The sequence below is a fragment of the Mucilaginibacter sp. HD30 genome (genome assembly GCF_054061755.1).
The window spans coordinates 3243301-3262148 of the sequence record NZ_JBSSEO010000001.1 but is presented as its reverse complement, the minus strand read 5'-3'; the positions used below and the strand labels follow the sequence as shown (position 1 = coordinate 3262148).

Below are 18848 nucleotides of genomic sequence, written 5' to 3'. Positions count from 1 at the left end.
ATGACGCTTAACTACTTGCTGGAGGTTTATAGCATAATAGCAGGTATTGGCTGGATAGGAGTGATTGTGTATGTTCTAATTGGCTTTAACAATATTAAGAACCTGCCTGATCAGGGATTTGCTGCGAACGAGCCTGCTATAGCAGTTATAATAGCAGTAAGGAACGAGGAGGAAGATGTAGAAAAGGCATTGCAAAGTGTTTGCCACATCAAGTACAGCAACTGTCGCATCATTGTATTGAATGACCGCTCTACCGACGGCACCGGCGCCATACTGGCCCAAATGAAGATAAAATATCCCGCAATTAATGTGGTTACTATTGATGCCCTGCCTGGTGGCTGGCTCGGTAAAAACAACGCGCTTTATCAGGGGTATCTGCAAAGTACCGAAGAGTGGATGCTGTTTACCGATGCTGATATTGTTTTCCATCCCGATGCCTTAAGTAAGGCAATGAGTTATGTTGCTCAACATGATCTGGATCACCTTACTATATTGCCGCGAACTGTTTCGCGTTCCGTTATTTTAAACAGTTTGTTGGCCACATTTGCCTTAATGCTGGTACTTTATATTCGCCCCTGGGATGTTCGCAATCCTAAACGGAAAGCAGCAATGGGTGTTGGCGCTTTTAACCTGGTTAAACGCACTGCCTATGAAAAAGCCGGTACACATGCACCCATCAGTTTAAGGCCCGACGACGACCTTAAACTGGGCCAATTAATTAAGCAGGCAGGTTTGCGGTCAGATGTATTATCGGGCAAGGAATACCTTACCCTGGAGTGGTACAAAACCGTCAGGCAGTTTCGCGACGGATTAATGAAAAACTCTTTTTCTATTAGTAACTACAAAATGAGCGGCGCTGTTATAAACGTGCTGGCCACCCTAATTTGTGTGGTAATACCCGTTCCGTTAACGCTGGCCTCGGGTAGTTTCCCCATTCAAATATTAGGTTGTGCAGTTATTTTATTTCAAATGGTTTATATGGAGCTAACATCGCCTAACAAATGGTGGTACGCGCTAATGATACCTTTTGCGGGTGCATTAATGGCCTACATTATAATGCGTGCCGCTATAATTACTCTTAAACAAGGTGGCATATACTGGCGCGACAGCTTCTATTCGTTAGATGAGCTAAAAAGAGGTTCATAGTTAATGGTTAATGGTTCATAGCTGTATTTAATTGAATCAACAAAGCGTTGCTACAATCTATGAACCATCATCCATGAACCAATTTCAACCTCTTGCAACTTTCGCCTTAACTCCCTAAGTTTGCGCCTCAATTATTATTGTTATGTCTAAAGCATCCGAAGTAAAAAATGGCAATATCCTGCGTTTTAACGGGGAGTTATTACAGGTTGAAGAGTTTTTACACCGCACACCCGGCAATTTGCGCGCATTTTACCAGGCCCGTATGCGCAACGTAAAAACAGGCAAATTGGTTGAGTACCGTTTTCGTACAGATGAAGACGTAACTATTGCACGTGTTGAAACCAACGATTACCAATATCTTTATGATGACGGCGATCAGCTGGTGATAATGGATAACACTACTTACGACCAGCATAATGTGCCTAAAGCGTTGTTTGGCCCGGCTGTTAAGTTTCTTAAAGAGGGCATGAATGTTATTGTTGCCTTTGAAAGCGAAGAGCCGATAATGGGACAGATACCAGGATCAGCAGAGTTGGAAATTACTTATACAGAACCTGCCGTAAAAGGCGACACTTCAACCGGAGCGCTTAAAAAAGCAACAGTTGAAACCGGTGCAGAAATTAACGTGCCCCTTTTCATCAACATTGGCGACAAAGTTAAAGTTGATACTGCCAGCGGTTCATATGTAGAAAGAGTTAAAGGATAAGCCCCCGGTCCCGTAAAGGGGGTGTAATATTTTATAAGCCTCTGCAAGGGGCTTTTTTTATACCCAATTTCCCGCTAAATGCGGGTGTTGCAAAATATATGTGTCCCCCTTATTTAAAAAAGGTAATCATTTGATTTTTAGATAGTTGTTTTTTTAAACTTGCTAACTTATTGGTCGGGATATTTAGCTGTAAAAAATTTGTAATGCATTAGTTATCAAATAATTGTGAATTACTAAAATTGACTGTTTTTTGCGATATAATGCAACAGTATAGCAACACAATAACAACAGTTTAGCAACACTTTTGCGAGAGGCCTATTGAGTTGTCGTTGTAAGGATAAGAGCGGTAATTGTGGTCCGCAGGGTCCTCGCCTTACAAAGGTAAATGAAAACAAAAAGTGCTGCCTTTACCCGGTTCACTTTGAATGCTAAACGAGCCTTTATGTTTTTTAATGATCTCTGAAGCTATGTATAGACCCAGCCCAACACCCTGAAACTGCAAAGCCGTTTTGCTAACCCGGTAAAACCGTTGGAACAAGTGATCAATATCTGCCTTAGCTATGCCGATCCCGAAATCCTGTATAGAGACAACGAGTTGCTTTGCCTCCAACTGAGCACGTACAATAACCTGGCTTGCATTGGGAGAGTATTTAATGGCATTGGTTAATAGATTGATCAGCACCTGTTCAATCCGGAACTGGTCACCGGTATATAAGAGTTCAATGGAGTTCTCTAATATGATCTCATGATGATGTGCTGCCAGCTGCACGGTGGCAATGCTATTAGTAAGCGCATCGGCAAAATAGAAAGCGGCGACATTCAGATCGATCTGGCCCGAATTGATTTTTGTTACATCCAGCAGGTCTGCAATAAGTTTCTCAAGGCGTTTGATGCTGTTGCCGGCATTGGCCAGAAACGGGTAGATCTTATCTGCTTTGTCCGTTTTCTTTTCTAATAATTGATGAATAACCTTAATATTAGTCAGCGGCGTTTTAAACTCATGACTCACCATATTGAAAAATTCGTCCTTTTTGGCCTCCGCCACTTCTCGCCGGTCATTTTCCAATTTTTGCACCATTAACTCCCTGTTGGCGATAATGAGTTCGGCGGCCCTTTTTCCTTTTTCTTCATCCTGATAACCCAGTTCTTTCAAAGCTATCAGCAATTCTGCGGCACGCTTTTCCTTTTCCTCATCCTGAAAATCTAGTTCAATATTGGCGATGATGAGTTCGGCTGCGCGTTTTGCTTTTTCCTGGTGCTCAAAAACCAGCTTTTTATTAGCAATGATCAATTCGTTGGCGCGCTTTTCCTTTTCCAGGTTCTGAAAAACCAACTCTTTATTCGCTACCATCAGTTCAGCAGCCAGTTTCTCTGTCAGCTTGTTTTGTAGTACCAATTTCTTATTGACAACAATGAGTTCGGCAGCTCTTTTTTCTTTTTCACGATTCTGAAAAACCAGTTCCGTCCCTGCAAGGATCAGTTCTGAAGCGCGCTGTTCGCGGTCCGCCTCCTGGTTGTCCAGTCGGGTGTAGGCTATAACCAGTTCGGCAGCTCGTTTAGCTTTTTCTTTTATAAGCCCATCCAATTGTTCATTGGCAATGATCATTTCACTCGCGCGTTTGATCTTTTCTTCATTCCGAAGATCCAGTTCAATGTTTGCTAAGATCAATTCTGCTTCCAGCTTGGCCTTTTCCTGGTTGGCAATCAATAATTGTGCGGTTAAGCTGTTGGTATCCATTTGGGCTGCCGTAGCAGCGATCGGTTAAGCACGGTGAATTTATAAAGAGGTACTACAATAGTACACATTTAACTCGCTTTACGGCTATTTTTAAAGTAACTGGTATAAATAAGCTCTAATTTATCTTTGGTTACAGGTTTTATCAGGAATTCTTTTACAAATGGGTAAGCAGCAACCCGTCTGTGATCGTTTTCGTCTACAGACGACGAAACGACGTAAATACTGATCGGTTTTTGAAAAGAAAGACAAAGCCGTTGAAATTGTTCCAGAAAAGAGAAGCCGTCGCAAATAGGCATATTCAGGTCCAAAAAGATCAGATCGGGCAGTTCGGCGGTATTGTACCGGTTCTCCTTCAAAAAGTCGATAATCACTTGCGCCTCTGCAGCATGGGCAGCATCCTGGAACAGATTATGCTTGTCAAACATCTTCTGCATAATATAATGTTCCATCGGGTTATCGTCAATCATGATTAGCTTGCTCATATATATATAAATATTAGGATCTGAAAATCAATATACTACAACAATCGCTCCATGAAACATACAAGATTGATGTTTATGCAAGTATGTTACGCAAACGCCTTACTTTATGTAATTAATACAGATATCCAAAGCCCAACTTTATTAAAACTATTTGACAAGTTTTCGAGTCAATTTTTATATTTGTCAACTCGTAAAAATTAACAAAAACGGGATGTAGCGTAGCCCGGTATCGCGCCAGCATGGGGTGCTGGAGGTCGTGGGTTCGAATCCCGCCATCCCGACGGAACCAAGTATAAAAGAGCATATTAAGAGGTTGAAATAACTGATTGGATGTGCTCTTTTGAAGTTTTTACGGCATTTGTATACGGTACCGTATACACCTCAGTCATTGAAAATGTACTGTCATAACCACAACTTAAAAGATGTATTGCCTAGTTGATGGGTTTCATACGCCTTACTAGAATTGAACTTCTCTCACTTCATGTCAACGAATTTGAATGGGATTAAGATAATTTTACATATGACTATGATCTTAGCTATGCTGATTCACATATATAAAAAAACAATCAGGTAGGCTTTAAAACAGCCAAAAGACGTATTAAAATGGAGTTGGATGATCTGTTAACTATTATGATTATTCAAACTTCCGGCGGTGATTCTACCGTCTTTTTCAGGGGACCCTAATCTTTCGAACGCTCCTAATCGCAGATCCAAACTCTTTTTAGGCCGGGGATGGAACTTACCGACCAACGGGGGCGTTGAGCTCAATTCAACATCAACTATCGCCCAATCTCACAAATCATCGCCGAATTGCCGCCTGCTTGTTTAGTTGTGTCAAAGCAGCCTCCGGGTATTTTTATAAGCGGCCATGAATGTGGTAATGCCGCCATTACCGCAACTTACTACAAAGATATTTGCTACCTTATTTCTAAATAAGATCCTTTAAATAATTCATAATTGTACGGCCCGCAGCATCCCAGTTAAGCACCTCCTGAAATCTTTTGTAAGATGACATGCACAAGCGCTGATACCTTTTTTCGTCGTTAAAAACATCAAATATATACTCGGCATATTGCTGCGGGGCGGCATCCAAACTAAACGTTATCCCGTTTATGCCGTTTTCAATAATAGTGGGTATGCCGCCAACATTGGTGGATATAACCGGTAAGCCGTTTGAATTGGCTTCGCTAAAAACAACAGGGGTGCAATCAGCTTTGGTGGGTAGTATTAAAAAGTGACTATCTGCGTATAACTTGTCTATTTGTTGTTGACCTTCTTCGGTTTTTTTACTTATAAAACCATAGCTTTTTACATAGGGCGGTAAATCAGGGATCTCGGGTACCCCTGCTATATGCAAGCTGGTGGGCAGTCCCATCTCGTTAAGTATCCGGGCTACGTTCAAAGCCGTTACGCCGCCCTTACGTTCCCAGTCTATACCCATAAAAAGCAGGTTGCACATTTTTATTCCCCTTTTTTGCACAAGGTTTTCTATTTCATGAAAAGGCTTGATGTGGGCTATATTAGCCCCAAAGGGCACCACTTTAACTTTATTGGGGTTTGCCCCATAAAAATTGATGGCCGAGTTTGCCGCCCAGGCCGATGAGTAGATGGCTAAATCGCAATTTTGCAAAGCCAATCGTTCAATTTCATTGCCGTATTTAATAGTTTCGGCACTTAAGTTTTTAAAGGCGTCGTAAAAGTTAATTAACAATTCAAAAGTGGCATCGCAGTAAAGCACTTTTGGTTTATCCGTTTTTAAATAGGCATAGAATAAAGAGGTAGGGGAAAATATAACATCCGTACTGTTTTGTATAGCAGCAGCGGCATTTACGGCAATCTTTTTTGCATACGGCTTTGTTCTGTCAAACAAAAATTCTTTTCCCAAAAGTTTATAGAAGTGCTTTTTCAGGTGATAAGAATATATGCGTGCCCAGCCCAAATTATTACCATAATTAAGGTGTGCTCCCTGCTGCTCAAGCGATTGGCCAATGTAGTAATTTAAGCCAGACCATGCATGTATATTCTCTGCGGAATCCAGGGAAAAATAGGATATTTTCATACACCTAATATACATAATTATACTTATACCGGGCTAAAACCAGCTCTTTTCAGGGCGTCCCATCGGGCAATGTCATTAAGTTAAAAAAAAACGAAATAAAAAAGGAATTGCAGTAAGTAGTTTTGAATCGACTAAAACGCAAAACACTACTACAACCCTAATGGCCGAGATAAAAACAGGAATAAAATAAATATGCATTTGCACATTTTACCTTTTAAAGGCTAAGGGTGAAGATGGATTTTCGATACTCACAAACGGGATTTCCCAAAATCTTAATTTTTCAAAGCAGAACTACAGTTGATATCAAGGGGGTGTAATAACCCCTTTTTTAGTAAAAGTGTAGTTGAGAAATATTTATTTATATATCCTGCGTTATTCCATTCGCGCGCTTTTAAGATATCTTTGTTTATTAAATTATCATTCAATGAGATACGCTATTTGGTCTATTACGTGTTTGCTATCGGTTACGACATTTTACTCATGTAAAAAAGCAGGAACGGCGCCAAATTCTATAAATGACAAAGATCCTGTTGTATATATTGCAGGTACAGTTTGGGATGATGTTAATAAGAAATATAGCGCTTTTGTATTAAAAGATGAGGCACTTTCACTCTTAAATAACAGTGATGAAAGCGCAGCTGTTTTAGGAATGACTGTTCAAGGTTCAGATATTTACCTAACTGGATACTTGAAGAAACCTTCTGATAAGGATCGAATAGCCTGTTATTGGAAAAACGGAATACGTACTCCTGTTGATATAGATCGTGATTTTGGAAGCTCTGCTGTTGACATTGTTGTAGGAAACAACATAGTTTACACATGCGGTTTCAAAAATGGTTCTGCTGTTTATTGGAAAAATGAATCCAGTTTTAATGCCGCAAGATCATCATCTGGCAGAGACAACTATAATGCGATAGCTATTAATAACAGCGATTTTTATATAGGAGGCAACTACACTAACCCAGTAACCTTTAAATCAATACCAGCCTATTGGAAGAACGATGTTTTAGTAAATCTTCCTGCTCCGGATGGTCATCATGGGATTGTGAACGGAATAGCCTCAAAAGGTAATGACGTATACGCAGTAGGGTATACACTTGAGTTTGATGGCAAAAATGAAGTTGCCACATATTGGAAAAATGGAATTGCTGTCAAACTTGGCGATGGCTCAGTTCCAACCACTATTAAAAGTATTGCCATTGAAGGTAATGATGTTTACATGGTAGGTACAGTTGATAGAAAAACGATGGTATGTTGGAAAAATGACAAAATTCTCTTAAAAGATTTAACTGCTGCTCAAGAGTCCACTTACCCAACCGACATTTACATCTATAAAAACGATGTTTATATAACTGGATCCATTTACATAAACAATATCAACACAGGCCCTTTATATTGGAAAAACTCAGAACGCCACATCATTAACAATATAGCTTTAAAAGGAGGAACCGGTTATGGCATAGCTGTGTTACCACAATAAAAACGCTATAGTAATCTACTGCTTCAATGATTCATTGAGCAATCTTTAACTTCTTAGTCAAGGCAGCAGTACGTTATTTCAGCTTCATCCTTTATAAGGGAAAGAAGGTAAAGTGTCGGAGATAAAAGTGGATTGAAGAGGGGGAGTGATATTAGAATTACTTAACAAAGTTACGCTTATAGCTTCTGAAGCGTGCAAGAGCTTCCGGCATAAACCCTCAATACAGCCGCACTATCCATTTATTCCTTTGCCATCTTGCACTTGATTGCTATAAGCGTGTGTGGGCATCATAATTCTTTTATTCACCTAAATCAACTTTATATGAAACAACTATCTTTATCTTATGAACAGCATCTTGTATACGGTGGACGATGCCCGGTATGTTCAATTTATGCGATTTTAAACAGATTTAACAACATTACCGACAGTATTTGGCAATGATGGGGTGCTGGAGGTTGTGGGTTCGAATCCCGCCATCCCGACGAAGTAAAAAAGCTCTGACAATCGTCAGAGCTTTTTTATTAGTATACGCTGGGTACTTAAAGCGCTACATCTTTGCCACAAAACCACCGCTTGGGCGCAGCTTTATGGTCAAAACATCTTTTTTAGATACGGTTTGCTCTTTTCTGTCAACGCTGGTATTGGTTTCGCCATCATAAACAAGAGAAGCCTTAACTGTTTTGGTTAAAAAATCCAGTGGGATCTTCACTTCACGCTCTTCGCCGCCGTTCATTACACCAACCCACCAGGTAGTGCCTTTGCGCCTTGCAAAAGCAACCACATCGCCCATGCTGGTGCATGGCAATACACGTGTCTCATCCCAGGTAGTAGGCACTTCCTGAAAAAGATCAAACATCGGGTTGTCCAGGTAAAACTGGTACTGATCTGTAAAGTGTATTACCGGCGACAAGTAAACAATAGCCTGTGAAAACTCATGCGGCCAGGTAAATTTTGTGCTGGTTAACTCTTTAGGGTTCAATATAACCGATGTAAAGTCAGCAGGGCCGGTTAACAGGCGCGTAAATGGCACGGTTACATCATGCTGCGGCGGCATAACACGGCGGTATCTGGTCATGTGATATTCGTTGCCACGAATAGCCTCGCGTGTAATATCGTTCGGGAAGCTGCGGTTTAACCCCGTTGGTTTTACGCTGCCATGAAAGTTAAGCAGTAATTTCAGCGCGGCACATTCCTGCTGCGTTTCGGCGTACCACTGCATTATGTCAGCAGTTGCATCCGGGATAAAATCTATTTTTATACCAGCCGCACCAAGGGCTTTAACCTTATCCAAATAAACCTTGCGCTCAGGCGCTTTTCTAAATTCTTTTGAATCAACCCAAACAATAGATTTTACACCTACTGTTTTGCCGTAATCTATCGCTTCTTTTAACAAGGTCCATTGATCCTTGCCTTCCTGTTTCCAGTTGCGCCAGCCATCATCAATAAGGTAGTATTCCCATTTTAGCTTAGCTGCTGCATCAAACCATTTTTTTTGATCGTCCAGCTTCGGCGCGCCAATGCTCCACCACTGCCACATACTGCGGCCCGGTTTAACCCAGGAAAAATCTGAACCCTTTTGCGGTGGCGGGCACAAATTGGTTATCAGGTCTGAGTTTGCCAGTTGGTTAAGCGACCTTGCCACCGTGGTAGTGCGCCACGGCGTAACCTGCACCCCTTTATAGGTACCGTTTAAATATATTGTGGTTGATGGCGGCTTAACTTCCCATCCTTTTTTTGCAAACGGGAAGTAAGCGCTCAGCACATTGCCGTTGCGCATAAAAGACATATCCGAAAAATTTTCGACATCAGCTTCTGATACCGAAACGTAGTAGCCATTGGTTTGAAATGTAACCGGCCCCATTATGGTTTTCCCCTCTGTCACTTTATCCAGCGCGGTTACATAGTTTACGCCTTCATAGCTTTGCGAGTAATCTGCCCATGCAATTTTATCAACCTTGGCAGGCAATGTCCATGATGTGCGTTCGCTGTCAATACGCTTAACGCCGGAGGGTATGGTATAACGGATGGCAACACCATCATTATAAACCCTAACAATAAGGCTCATTTGCTTGCCGGCGGCCATAAGCGGTATTTCAGCTTCGTTTGCCTGGTTGTGCGCCACCGGATGGTTGCCTATAAGTGCATAGGTCTCGTTGATCTTACTGTTTTTTACTGCGCCCTTTATAGTAACGTTATCTCCAAGATCAGTACTGTCTGCAATTAACCCCAATGGCGATGTATCAATTATGGTGTTCTTGTCTGCTTTTATATTGTAAACCAGTTTTTTGTTAATGGTTGATACCGTTAACGAGATCCGCTTATCCGGGCTGGCCAATGTTACACTTGCCGTTTGGCTAAATGCGTTTGTTGATGCACATAGCACTAAAGCAGCAAATAGAATATTAATAAATTTCATATAAATATATTGTTATTTTGGAGCGATAAACTCCATTAAACCCATACGGTTAGGTTGGTGAACATCCATTTTTATATCATATATTGGATATAGGGTTGATGAAGAGCGGAAACGATCATCCACAAGATTACGATCCTGCCTCACAGCCTGGAAAGCCCACTTTGCACCAACACGCGGCCGGCCAAAATTTGATAGAGCATCTATAGGGATAGCCAATTCCATTGTCCAGCCTTTGTCTTTGTCCTTGTCATTATTAATGGTACCATCATAGGTAACCTCAACCTTATAAGCGGGATTATATCCCTTTACAAAAAAATCGCGTTTGTTATAATATTTATAAAACATCATATAATCGTAAGCTGCTTTGGTTATGTTGATCTCAAAGCCAAAGTGCATACTTACGCTGTCAGGAATAGGAACAACAAAAAATTCGGCACAATCATCAAGGTAGGGGCGAGCATCAAAAGCAGTTTCGCGCGCGGTTAACGAGGTGTCCTGGCACTCATAGAACAAATACAGGTTGGTATCATCCCACATCATCCTGAACTTGGTAGCTTGTTTATCAACTGGTTTGTCTGCACGGTAAAAATAATCAAGGCTGCGCACCTCGGCGTTTTTCCAGGCGGCCTCGTTCATTTTTCCATCAACAGTAATGGGCTCTGTGGCCCTTGCAACTTTGTAGCTTGGCAGTTCGCCAATTACAAATTTCTTTTCGGTTTGTGCCTTCAAACTTAAGCATGCCAGTAAGCAGCATGCTGTTGTGGCTAATATTTTACGGATCATAATTTATGTTATATAAGTAGATTAATTAGCGGCTATAACAGGCCCTTTGTGGCCTAATAACTCCAGCATTTTTTCGCCATAACGTGTGCCAAGTAATTTATAGCCATCAAAAGTGAAATGTAACCTGTCTCGTTTAGCTGTTGCCCCTGCAGATGATATTACGTAGGAGTTGGGTATTACCTGTGGTATGGTGGCAATAAATTTATTAAAGCCGGCACACGCACCATTTTGATCTGCGTTTACTAACTCACCAACCAATAAAGGTGTGTTTTTCGCTTTCAGGTTAAGGTCAGTTAACAAATGATCATAAATGCCTTTTACTTTTTTGGTCCACAAGCTATCGTTAGGGTTTGATTCTCCCTGATGTAACAAAATTCCTTTAATAACTCCATATTTAGATGCTTCTTTAGCCGCATCAACAAAATATTGGTAAGGGTTGTCATTGTATTCTTTAACAATGTTTTTCATCCAACTCGCCTGGTTAACAATATAACCTTGATAAGTTGTGTTATCAAATACTTCTATTTTGGCACCGGCAACAGCTACATTTACAATACCCACTTTTACATCAGAAGGAAGATTTGCTAAAAGCGTTCTGCCAAAATAGTCTGAGGGCGATACCCCGGTATTGCAACGGCAAAGCGGCGGTTTTGCCTTGTACCATTTGCCTTTTTCGCGGCCCAGGTTAGGGCAGTTCACTGTTTCAAAAACCTGGAGACGTGGGTCTACACCAACAGTGTCTTCTGGCCGCACCGGCCCGTTACCCTCCATGTTAGACTGACCAAAATTGAGGAAGATGTAGAATTTCTTATCCTGCTTTATTTTTTCGACCGGTTTATAGGCCGGAAAAAATATTGCACTGATTAATATAAGTGCACAAAATGCTGTTAATGTAGCAATGCGTTGTTTCATGTAATGCTTATAAATTGATTAATATAATTGGTTAATCGCCGGTTGCGATAATCACAGCCAATTTATAAATAATCACCAAAAGAATTGTAAAGGTTTTATTCCTCATTTGTGGTGTATTTATTCCTGTTTTGTAACAATTTTGTCGGATATGGGCGTATGTGGCATAGGCGCCTGATACTACCTGTAATATTAACACGTTAAGTGTGTGCCAACATGAAAATATCAACTATAATTCCATATCTGTACTTAGTGTTTCTGTTTACAATTCCGATGGGATGCGGAACGATCAGGTCAGTTGGTAAAAATCCCTCCGGCAGGGACCTTACAGCGTTGCAAGACTTGCCTAATTATACCGCAGATGGCTTCCTGAATTTAGGTGATGTGCCACCCCGCCGTGTAGCGGTATCTAATAGTCCGCCTAATAATAGCAATGGCATCCTCAGTAAAATAAGACCGTTACGGATGTTAAGAGGCAAACCCGATACTGTTAGGCCAAAAAGCATTATCCGGGTTGTTAAAACAGATTTGCTAAGCCTAAAGGCCGATAAGCCCACTATTGTATGGTTTGGCCATTCCTGTTTTCTTGTCAAAACAAAAACAGCAAATATCCTTTTCGATCCGGAATTGAGCAGTTTTGCCGGGCCGTTCAGCGGCCCTGTAAATGCTTTTGAAGGTGCAGATGCTTACAAACCCGAAGATATGCCGCCGATTGATGTACTGATAGTGTCGCATGATCATTATGATCATCTGGACTACAACACCGTAAAAAAGCTGAAGAAAAAAGTTAAAAAGGTGGTTGTGCCTATGGGTATTGGCAGTCACTTTAAATATTGGGGATATGATAGTGCGAAAATACTGGAACTTAATTGGGGCGAATCAATAAGCATAAACCCGCAGCTAAATATAACTGCCATGCCTGCGCACCACAGATCAGGCCGCACATTTACCGGAAACAAAACGCTTTGGGCATCTTACGTGATTGAGGTAGATGGCTTTAAGCTTTTCTACTCGGGCGATACCGGTTATAACCGTCATTTTAAAACTATAGGCGAGCAGATGGGTCCGTTTGACTTGGCTGTGATGGAGTGCGGACAGTACAACAACAACTGGTCGCAGAACCACATGTTCCCGGAGCAAACGGCGCAGGCCGCTGCGGATCTGAAAGCAAAAATGATATTGCCGGTACACTGGGGTAAATTTGCCGAGGCCTATCATCGATGGAACGAATCGATCAAAACCATGTTACCGGTTGCAGAAAATCTTGGCATTGCAGTTACCATCCCTAAAATTGGCGAGCCTTACACGGTTAGCGGCCCGCCCTTGCGCAGCAATTGGTGGGCTATGGATTAACGTCTGTTCTATTGCATAAAAAAGAGCGCGGTAATTACCGCGCCCCAACAAAATCTAACAGGGGTATTATGCGCTTTTTAGTTTGTTGCTCATTTCAATTTCTATATCACTGATAGCTTGCGTTGTTTTCATGAATGAGTCTGGCGTAACAGAGATGGTATCAATGCCTTCCTCAACCAAAAACTGAGCAAAATCAGGGTAATCTGATGGCCCCTGGCCGCATATACCCACTTTTACACCCATGCGTTTTGCTGTACGTATCAGTTGAGATATCATTGATTTAACAGCCTCGTTCCTTTCGTTATATAATGATGCTACTAAAGATGAATCGCGATCTAACCCTAATACCAATTGCGTAAGGTCATTTGATCCGATAGAAAATCCGTCAATATATTTAGCAAACTGATCTGCCAGTATCACATTAGACGGTACTTCCGCCATCAGGAATACTTTTAATCCCGCTTCGCCTCTCTTCAAACCAAATTCCTGCATTACATCATAAACCATCAATAGTTCGGTAACGGTGCGGCAAAATGGGATCATCACTAAAACATTATCTAAACCCATTACCTCGCGTACTTTTTTAATCGCCATACACTCCAGTCCAAAAGCCTCGCGATACGCTTTTGAATAATAACGTGAGGCGCCTCTCCAACCTATCATTGGGTTTTCTTCATTCGGTTCAAAGTATTTACCGCCCGGCATGTTGTAATACTCATTGGTTTTAAAATCAGAGAACCTAACAATCACAGGCTTCGGATATACCGATGCTGCTATTTTAGCTACACCAAATGATAATTTTTCAATAAAAAAATCCTCTGCTGATTTGAAAGGCTTTGCCAGCGTAGTTATCATCTCAGTTAATTCAGGGTCGTTCAATTCCTCGTGTTTAAGCAAAGCCATCGGATGTACTTTGATGTAGTTATTGATGATAAACTCCTCGCGCGCCAACCCGATGCCGGCAGATGGATACCCCGCGTATTTAAAGGCAATATCCGGTGATGCAATATTCATCATTACAGGCGTGTCAGTTTCTGGTAACGAAGCAACGTTATGTTTTATCATATCAAAGGCTATAACGCCACTGTATACATTGCCGTTGTCGCCTTCGGCACAGCTCACAGTTACCTCAGTCCCGGTTTTGAGTATTTGTGTAGCTGTGCCACAACCCACAATTGCGGGTACGCCTAACTCGCGGGCTACAATTGCAGCATGGCAGGTGCGGCCGCCCTTGTTGGTAACAATGGCTGATGCTTTCTTCATTACCGGTTCCCAATCTGGATCCGTCATGTCGGTAACCATTATATCGCCCTCTTTAAAGTCGGCCAGATTAATGTTGTCACCCTCTAATACGTGTACTTTACCAGATGCTATCTTGTCGCCAACAGCAATGCCGCTTAAGATCAATTTTTCCGCACGGCTCGCATCTTTTATATTGTATTGAATAATTGTTCCGTGGTTTTTGCGGGAGTGGATAGTCTCTGGCCTTGCCTGTAAAATAAACAGTTGGCCAGTGGTGCCATCAACACCCCACTCTACATCCATCGGGCACCAGTGGCCCTTAAGGGTGGTGTAATAGGTTTCTATTTTGCTCACCCAATCGGCCAGTTGCAGAATATGCGCGTCGCTAAGGCAAAATTTTTCTTGTTCAGCTTCGGTGGTATCAATCGTTTGCAGGCTGATTCCTTCACCTTTACCGTATATCATTTTATTGCGCTTGGCGCCTAATTTCTTTTCTATTATAGCCGGATAGCCTTTTTTAAGCAGGGGTTTAAATACAGTATATTCATCCGGGCTCACGCTTCCCTGAACGATCATTTCGCCCAGGCCGTATGAAGCGTTTATTACCACGACGTCTTTAAAGCCACTCTCGGTATCCAATGAAAAAGCAACGCCAGACACACCACGATCAGACCGCACCATTTTTTGCACGCATATAGAAAGGCCAACCTTAAAATGATCATAGTTAAAAGCTGCGCGATAGCTTATCGCCCGGTCTGTAAACAATGAAGCAAAGCAGTTTTTTATAGCTTCCATCAGCTCGGTTTGGCCGCGAACATTCAGAAAAGTATCTTGTTGTCCTGCAAATGAAGCGTCAGGCAAATCCTCTGCCGTGGCAGAAGAACGTACGGCCACATCCATGCTCACACCGCCGTAATCTAATATCAACATGCGATACCGCTCGGCTATTTGCTTTTCCATTTCGGCAGGGAACTTTCCTGATCTGATTAAATCGCGCACTTTTGAACCACAGACAGCCAGTTGCGACAGATCATCTATATCAGTAGCCTCAACAATCTGACGAATAGAATCAGCAAGGTTGTTGTGTTTTACAAATTCATAGTAACCATCAACCGTTAATATAAATCCGTCAGGAATTTTAATGCCTAATTGCTCCATATTCTGCAGCATCTCGCCGAGCGAAGCATTTTTACCGCCAACGGTTTCAATATCAGTTATTGATGCTTCGGCCAATTTCATTGTGAACTTTACTGTTTTCATAGCTTCCAAATGTTGATGATACAAACGTATGCTTAAAAAATGCGCATTAATTTGTAAAACTTCATAATAACTAATACTATTTTCATAATTTGTGCTAATGAAATAGAAATTAATGGTAATATCATACAAATGGCATTTACTTTAAGTGAGTTTTTAAGGAAGGATAATGAGTCGCTGGTTGTAAAGCGGAGCAAGATCTACCACGCGCTTAATGAATTCCATACACACCCTGATATGGAACTGCTGCACATAACCGAAGGCACCGGCACTTTACTAATAGGCGAAACGCCAATTTCTATTAAGGGTGACGAACTCATATTAGTTGGCTGCAATGTGCCGCACCTGTTTCGTTTTGAGCGGGAAGGGTTTACAGACCCCATAATGTTACGCGGGCCAATTCAATTACCCATCAATCTATTAATGCTGCATTTTGACCCCCTGATATTTGGCGAGACTTTTATAAACGTGCCCGAGAACGGTCTGATAAAGCAGTTGCTAAAAAAGGCAGGCAGCGGCTTATTGATTGAAGGCGCAATTAAGAACGAGGTGATAGCGATAATGAATACCCTGCTAACCGCACCGGTTAACGAGCGATTGATACAACTGCTCACCCTGCTCAACAAACTGGCATCGCAGGAGCACAAACCCTTGACGGACGATATCTACCACATGGATTTTAACCGCAGTGACGAGGCCCGGCTCACCAAGATCTTCCTGCTCACCATGCACGATTTTAACAAGCGCATTAAGCTAAAGACCGTAGCCGAAGCCATCTATATGGCGCCCAATGCGTTTTGCAACTACTTTAAGCAGAAGACGGGTAAAACCTATTTTGAGTTTCTGTTAGAAGTGCGGGTTAACCATGCCTGCAAGCTCTTACGCGAAACCGACTTTGCCGTGGTAATGATCTGCTACGACTCCGGGTTTACCAACCTGTCTAACTTTAACAGGCACTTTAAGGATATAACAGGGAAAACGCCGCTGGCCTATCGCAGGGAGTACCGCACCGCTGTATAAACCTACCCTTTCAGCTCCTTTACCAGGCTATTAAAGGCATCGCGGAGGGTGGCAAGCTCTTCTTCCAGTTGGGTAACGCGGGCTTCCAGTCCGCTGTTGCGGGTGGGGGTGGGTTCGTCGTTCCAATCGTCGGTTATTTGGGGTTCGCCGCTTAGGAGGTGGGCGTAGCGGGCCTCTTTTTGACCGGGGCGTTTGGGTAGCTGGGTTATAAAGGTGGGTTGGCCGTTAGCCAGCTTATCCAGGTATTCCTGCACTTCTTCTATGGTTTCAAACTCGTAGAGGCGGGCCGAGTTGGTGTTCAGTTCGCCGGGTGTTAGGGGGCCGCGCAGCATAAGCAGGCACAGTAGCGCCAGTTCTTGCGGAATGAGCGGGTGTACTATGGCGAAGTTGTGCTTAAACTTTACCGCCCTGCTTGAGCCGCCAGTTGCAGTTGAGATCAGTCCGCGTTTTTTGAGGGAGTTGAGGGCGTCCATCACAGTTGCTTCCTCGTAAGCTACCACCGGGTTGCGGGATGTTTTCTGGTTGCAGGCCGTAGTGAGGCCGTTCAGCGTCATGGGGTAGTAATCGGGTGTGGTGCGGCTTTTCTCTATTAACGAGCCCAGCACACGCAGTTCGGCAGCGTCTAATAGGGGTAAGGTTTGTGGTGTATCCATAAGTGTGGTAAATATAATGATTTGGCCTTAATGCAGAGTTTTGTCCCACGTGTGAGTGAGACAATATGAGACGAAGTGGGACGCTATTTTAAGTAAGCAGTTGACAGTGCGTAGTTTGCAGTTTTCGCGTGGGACAAAGTGGGACTACTTATTCGTCAGGAAATGTAGCTGGGGATTCAAGTTAATTTGTTGAATTTCAGTATAGTTGTAGAATTGAATATTTTGTCCCACTTTTTTGTATTTGTCTCGTCCTGAAATAGGTTTACACATTAAGTAAACAAAGATGGACGAAAGAACAGCAGAATCGATACTTATGGATCGTAATTTATTGGGATTAAATTACCGAGCTTTAGAGAAAAAGTACGGAATATCCCGTGCGCAAATCCACCGGATGGTGATGTCAAAGCAAAAGAAAGAAAAGAAGCCGGCAGCAATTAAAGCCATTTCAGTAGAAGACACAACCTTACCGGATGATGTTAAGACGCTCCGTGAGGAGCTTCGAAAAGCTCGTCTGAAGATTGAGTTACAGGATCTGATGATCGATATATCCAGTAAGGAGCTGGGTATAGACCTGCGAAAAAAGCATGGCACCAGGCGGTCCAAATGAAAATGCAAAGCTGCTCACGGGGACTTCGTGAGCTTTGCAGACTGCTTGGTCATTCGCCACAGGCGTATTATCAATATCAAAAAGCATTAGGAAAAAGTGTACTGGAGGACGACCTGATAATCGCTCAGGTGCTTGCTCACCGCCTGCTTCAACCGAAACTTGGAGGACGAAAGTTGTATGCGATGATGGAGCCATTTATGGCAGATCATCATATCGTCAGGGGCAGAGATCGGGTGTTTGACCTGCTGCGTGAAAACGGTTTGTTAAACAGAAAGCGTAGGCACAGTAAGCCCCGGACAACGGACTCGAATCACTGGATGAAGAAATACCCCGACCTGATAAAGGGTATCGTATTAAGCCGTTCAGAAGAATTATGGGTGAGTGACATTACCTATATACGACTGAAAAAGAGCATATTCGCTTATCTGAGTTTGGTTACAGATGCTTACAGTCGTAAGATCGTGGGTTACCACATGAATAAGGACCTATCAGTTCAGGGGCCTGTGGCGGCTCTGGAAATGGCGCTTAAAGAAAGGACGGGTAATGAACTGTTGATCCATCATTCAGACCGTGGTTCACAATACTGTTGTGAAAACTATATCGGTTTGTTAAATCAAGCCGCTATCGCTATCAGCATGACCCAAAGCGGTGATCCCAGGGATAATGCCATTGCAGAAAGAGTAAACGGAATACTAAAGCTGGAGTTACTTAAGGAAGTATATCCCCACCTTACAAGCGCCCGGGAGTCGGCAGTAACAGCTGTTGAGATTTATAACAGCGTGAGGCTGCATAGCAGCATTGATATGATGACCCCTGACCAGGCACATGGGCAAACCGGCCCGATCCAACGTAAATGGAAGAGTTGGGTTAACAGACCCTGCAGAAATCGGGTACTACAGTTTTAAACAAAAGAAAGGAGACAGTAAAAAGAAAAAAGAAGCAAAAAACGAAAAACATGTGGAAATATGGAAAACTGAAGGAGTTTCCCACATTCCCA

At 42.5% G+C, this 18848-nt stretch carries 15 protein-coding genes and 1 tRNA gene; 8 read left to right on the top strand and 8 right to left on the bottom strand.

Annotation, left to right across the window (positions count from 1 at the left end; all coding sequences use genetic code 11):
• Together ACVW2L_RS15600 and efp are read left to right on the top strand one after the other, a co-directional pair.
• Positions 1-1146 carry a glycosyltransferase gene (locus ACVW2L_RS15600; protein WP_457128885.1) on the top strand — a complete coding sequence of 382 codons (1146 nt, stop codon included), beginning with the start codon at positions 1-3 and terminating at the stop codon, positions 1144-1146.
• 142 nt (positions 1147-1288) lie between these two features.
• On the top strand, positions 1289-1852 hold the full coding sequence (gene efp / locus ACVW2L_RS15595; protein WP_457128884.1) for an elongation factor P: 564 nt from the start codon (positions 1289-1291) through the stop codon (positions 1850-1852).
• Positions 1853-2225: 373 nt separating this feature from the next.
• Here efp and ACVW2L_RS15590 read toward each other — a convergent pair whose 3' ends face one another.
• Together ACVW2L_RS15590 and ACVW2L_RS15585 are read right to left on the bottom strand one after the other, a co-directional pair.
• Positions 2226-3590, bottom strand: coding sequence for an ATP-binding protein (locus ACVW2L_RS15590; protein WP_457128883.1), 1365 nt, complete (start codon positions 3588-3590; stop codon positions 2226-2228).
• 68 nt (positions 3591-3658) lie between these two features.
• Positions 3659-4072, bottom strand: coding sequence for a response regulator (locus tag ACVW2L_RS15585; protein WP_457128882.1), 414 nt, complete (start codon positions 4070-4072; stop codon positions 3659-3661).
• A 207-nt stretch (positions 4073-4279) separates the two neighbouring features.
• Here ACVW2L_RS15585 and ACVW2L_RS15580 point away from each other — a divergent pair.
• Positions 4280-4353: transfer RNA gene (locus ACVW2L_RS15580), tRNA-Pro, on the top strand.
• A gap of 647 nt (positions 4354-5000) precedes the next feature.
• Here the strand turns inward: ACVW2L_RS15580 and ACVW2L_RS15575 are convergent.
• The gene (locus ACVW2L_RS15575) at positions 5001-6131 is read right to left on the bottom strand and encodes a glycosyltransferase family 4 protein (protein ID WP_457128881.1); all 1131 of its coding nucleotides are present in this window, start codon (positions 6129-6131) and stop codon (positions 5001-5003) included.
• Between the two features lie 424 nt (positions 6132-6555).
• Between ACVW2L_RS15575 and ACVW2L_RS15570 the strand changes: the two genes are divergently transcribed.
• Entirely contained in the window at positions 6556-7611 is a 1056-nt protein-coding gene (locus ACVW2L_RS15570; RefSeq protein WP_457128880.1) for a hypothetical protein, read from the top strand.
• 547 nt (positions 7612-8158) lie between these two features.
• On the opposite strand, the gene ACVW2L_RS15565 is transcribed toward ACVW2L_RS15570, so the two are convergent.
• The 3 genes from ACVW2L_RS15565 to ACVW2L_RS15555 are packed head-to-tail and all read right to left on the bottom strand — an operon-like array spanning position 8159 to position 11722.
• The gene (locus ACVW2L_RS15565) at positions 8159-10027 is read right to left on the bottom strand and encodes a glycoside hydrolase family 97 catalytic domain-containing protein (RefSeq protein WP_457128879.1); all 1869 of its coding nucleotides are present in this window, start codon (positions 10025-10027) and stop codon (positions 8159-8161) included.
• Positions 10028-10039: 12 nt separating this feature from the next.
• Positions 10040-10810: a carbohydrate-binding family 9-like protein gene (locus tag ACVW2L_RS15560; RefSeq protein WP_457128878.1), complete on the bottom strand. Its 771-nt coding sequence runs from the start codon at positions 10808-10810 to the stop codon at positions 10040-10042.
• A 21-nt stretch (positions 10811-10831) separates the two neighbouring features.
• On the bottom strand, positions 10832-11722 hold the full coding sequence (locus tag ACVW2L_RS15555; protein ID WP_457128877.1) for a sialate O-acetylesterase: 891 nt from the start codon (positions 11720-11722) through the stop codon (positions 10832-10834).
• A 213-nt stretch (positions 11723-11935) separates the two neighbouring features.
• Between ACVW2L_RS15555 and ACVW2L_RS15550 the strand changes: the two genes are divergently transcribed.
• Positions 11936-13072 (top strand): MBL fold metallo-hydrolase, encoded by a 1137-nt coding sequence (locus ACVW2L_RS15550; RefSeq protein ID WP_457128876.1) that lies wholly within the window; start codon positions 11936-11938, stop codon positions 13070-13072.
• A 66-nt stretch (positions 13073-13138) separates the two neighbouring features.
• Here ACVW2L_RS15550 and ppsA read toward each other — a convergent pair whose 3' ends face one another.
• Complete coding sequence (ppsA, locus tag ACVW2L_RS15545) at positions 13139-15574, bottom strand: phosphoenolpyruvate synthase (RefSeq protein ID WP_457128875.1); 2436 nt, start codon at positions 15572-15574, stop codon at positions 13139-13141.
• A 129-nt stretch (positions 15575-15703) separates the two neighbouring features.
• Here ppsA and ACVW2L_RS15540 point away from each other — a divergent pair, with 129 nt between their 5' ends.
• Complete coding sequence (locus ACVW2L_RS15540) at positions 15704-16591, top strand: helix-turn-helix domain-containing protein (RefSeq protein WP_457128874.1); 888 nt, start codon at positions 15704-15706, stop codon at positions 16589-16591.
• Positions 16592-16593: 2 nt separating this feature from the next.
• Here the strand turns inward: ACVW2L_RS15540 and ACVW2L_RS15535 are convergent, their stop codons facing one another.
• Complete coding sequence (locus ACVW2L_RS15535; RefSeq protein WP_457128873.1) at positions 16594-17244, bottom strand: YceH family protein; 651 nt, start codon at positions 17242-17244, stop codon at positions 16594-16596.
• A 283-nt stretch (positions 17245-17527) separates the two neighbouring features.
• On the opposite strand from ACVW2L_RS15535, the gene ACVW2L_RS15530 reads away from it, so the two are divergent.
• Together ACVW2L_RS15530 and ACVW2L_RS15525 are read left to right on the top strand one after the other, a co-directional pair.
• The gene (locus tag ACVW2L_RS15530; RefSeq protein ID WP_457126385.1) at positions 17528-17851 is read left to right on the top strand and encodes a hypothetical protein; all 324 of its coding nucleotides are present in this window, start codon (positions 17528-17530) and stop codon (positions 17849-17851) included.
• The gene (locus ACVW2L_RS15525) at positions 17848-18756 is read left to right on the top strand and encodes an IS3 family transposase (protein ID WP_457128872.1); all 909 of its coding nucleotides are present in this window, start codon (positions 17848-17850) and stop codon (positions 18754-18756) included. The genes ACVW2L_RS15530 and ACVW2L_RS15525 overlap by 4 nt, the downstream gene beginning before the upstream one ends.
• Positions 18757-18848 lie beyond the last annotated feature (92 nt).

Excerpts from the sequence above, each read along its gene's own strand:
- ACVW2L_RS15550 (WP_457128876.1), top strand. The coding sequence starts at position 11,936 with ATGAAAATATCAACTATAATTCCATATCTGTACTTAGTGTTTCTGTTT.
- ACVW2L_RS15555 (WP_457128877.1), bottom strand. The coding sequence starts at position 11,722 with ATGAAACAACGCATTGCTACATTAACAGCATTTTGTGCACTTATATTA.
- ACVW2L_RS15525 (WP_457128872.1), top strand. The coding sequence starts at position 17,848 with ATGAAAATGCAAAGCTGCTCACGGGGACTTCGTGAGCTTTGCAGACTG.
- ACVW2L_RS15600 (WP_457128885.1), top strand. The coding sequence starts at position 1 with ATGACGCTTAACTACTTGCTGGAGGTTTATAGCATAATAGCAGGTATT.
- ACVW2L_RS15560 (WP_457128878.1), bottom strand. The coding sequence starts at position 10,810 with ATGATCCGTAAAATATTAGCCACAACAGCATGCTGCTTACTGGCATGC.
- ACVW2L_RS15570 (WP_457128880.1), top strand. The coding sequence starts at position 6,556 with ATGAGATACGCTATTTGGTCTATTACGTGTTTGCTATCGGTTACGACA.
- ACVW2L_RS15575 (WP_457128881.1), bottom strand. The coding sequence starts at position 6,131 with ATGAAAATATCCTATTTTTCCCTGGATTCCGCAGAGAATATACATGCA.
- efp (WP_457128884.1), top strand. The coding sequence starts at position 1,289 with ATGTCTAAAGCATCCGAAGTAAAAAATGGCAATATCCTGCGTTTTAAC.
- ppsA (WP_457128875.1), bottom strand. The coding sequence starts at position 15,574 with ATGAAAACAGTAAAGTTCACAATGAAATTGGCCGAAGCATCAATAACT.
- ACVW2L_RS15585 (WP_457128882.1), bottom strand. The coding sequence starts at position 4,072 with ATGAGCAAGCTAATCATGATTGACGATAACCCGATGGAACATTATATT.
- ACVW2L_RS15565 (WP_457128879.1), bottom strand. The coding sequence starts at position 10,027 with ATGAAATTTATTAATATTCTATTTGCTGCTTTAGTGCTATGTGCATCA.
- ACVW2L_RS15540 (WP_457128874.1), top strand. The coding sequence starts at position 15,704 with ATGGCATTTACTTTAAGTGAGTTTTTAAGGAAGGATAATGAGTCGCTG.
- ACVW2L_RS15535 (WP_457128873.1), bottom strand. The coding sequence starts at position 17,244 with ATGGATACACCACAAACCTTACCCCTATTAGACGCTGCCGAACTGCGT.
- ACVW2L_RS15530 (WP_457126385.1), top strand. The coding sequence starts at position 17,528 with ATGGACGAAAGAACAGCAGAATCGATACTTATGGATCGTAATTTATTG.
- ACVW2L_RS15590 (WP_457128883.1), bottom strand. The coding sequence starts at position 3,590 with ATGGATACCAACAGCTTAACCGCACAATTATTGATTGCCAACCAGGAA.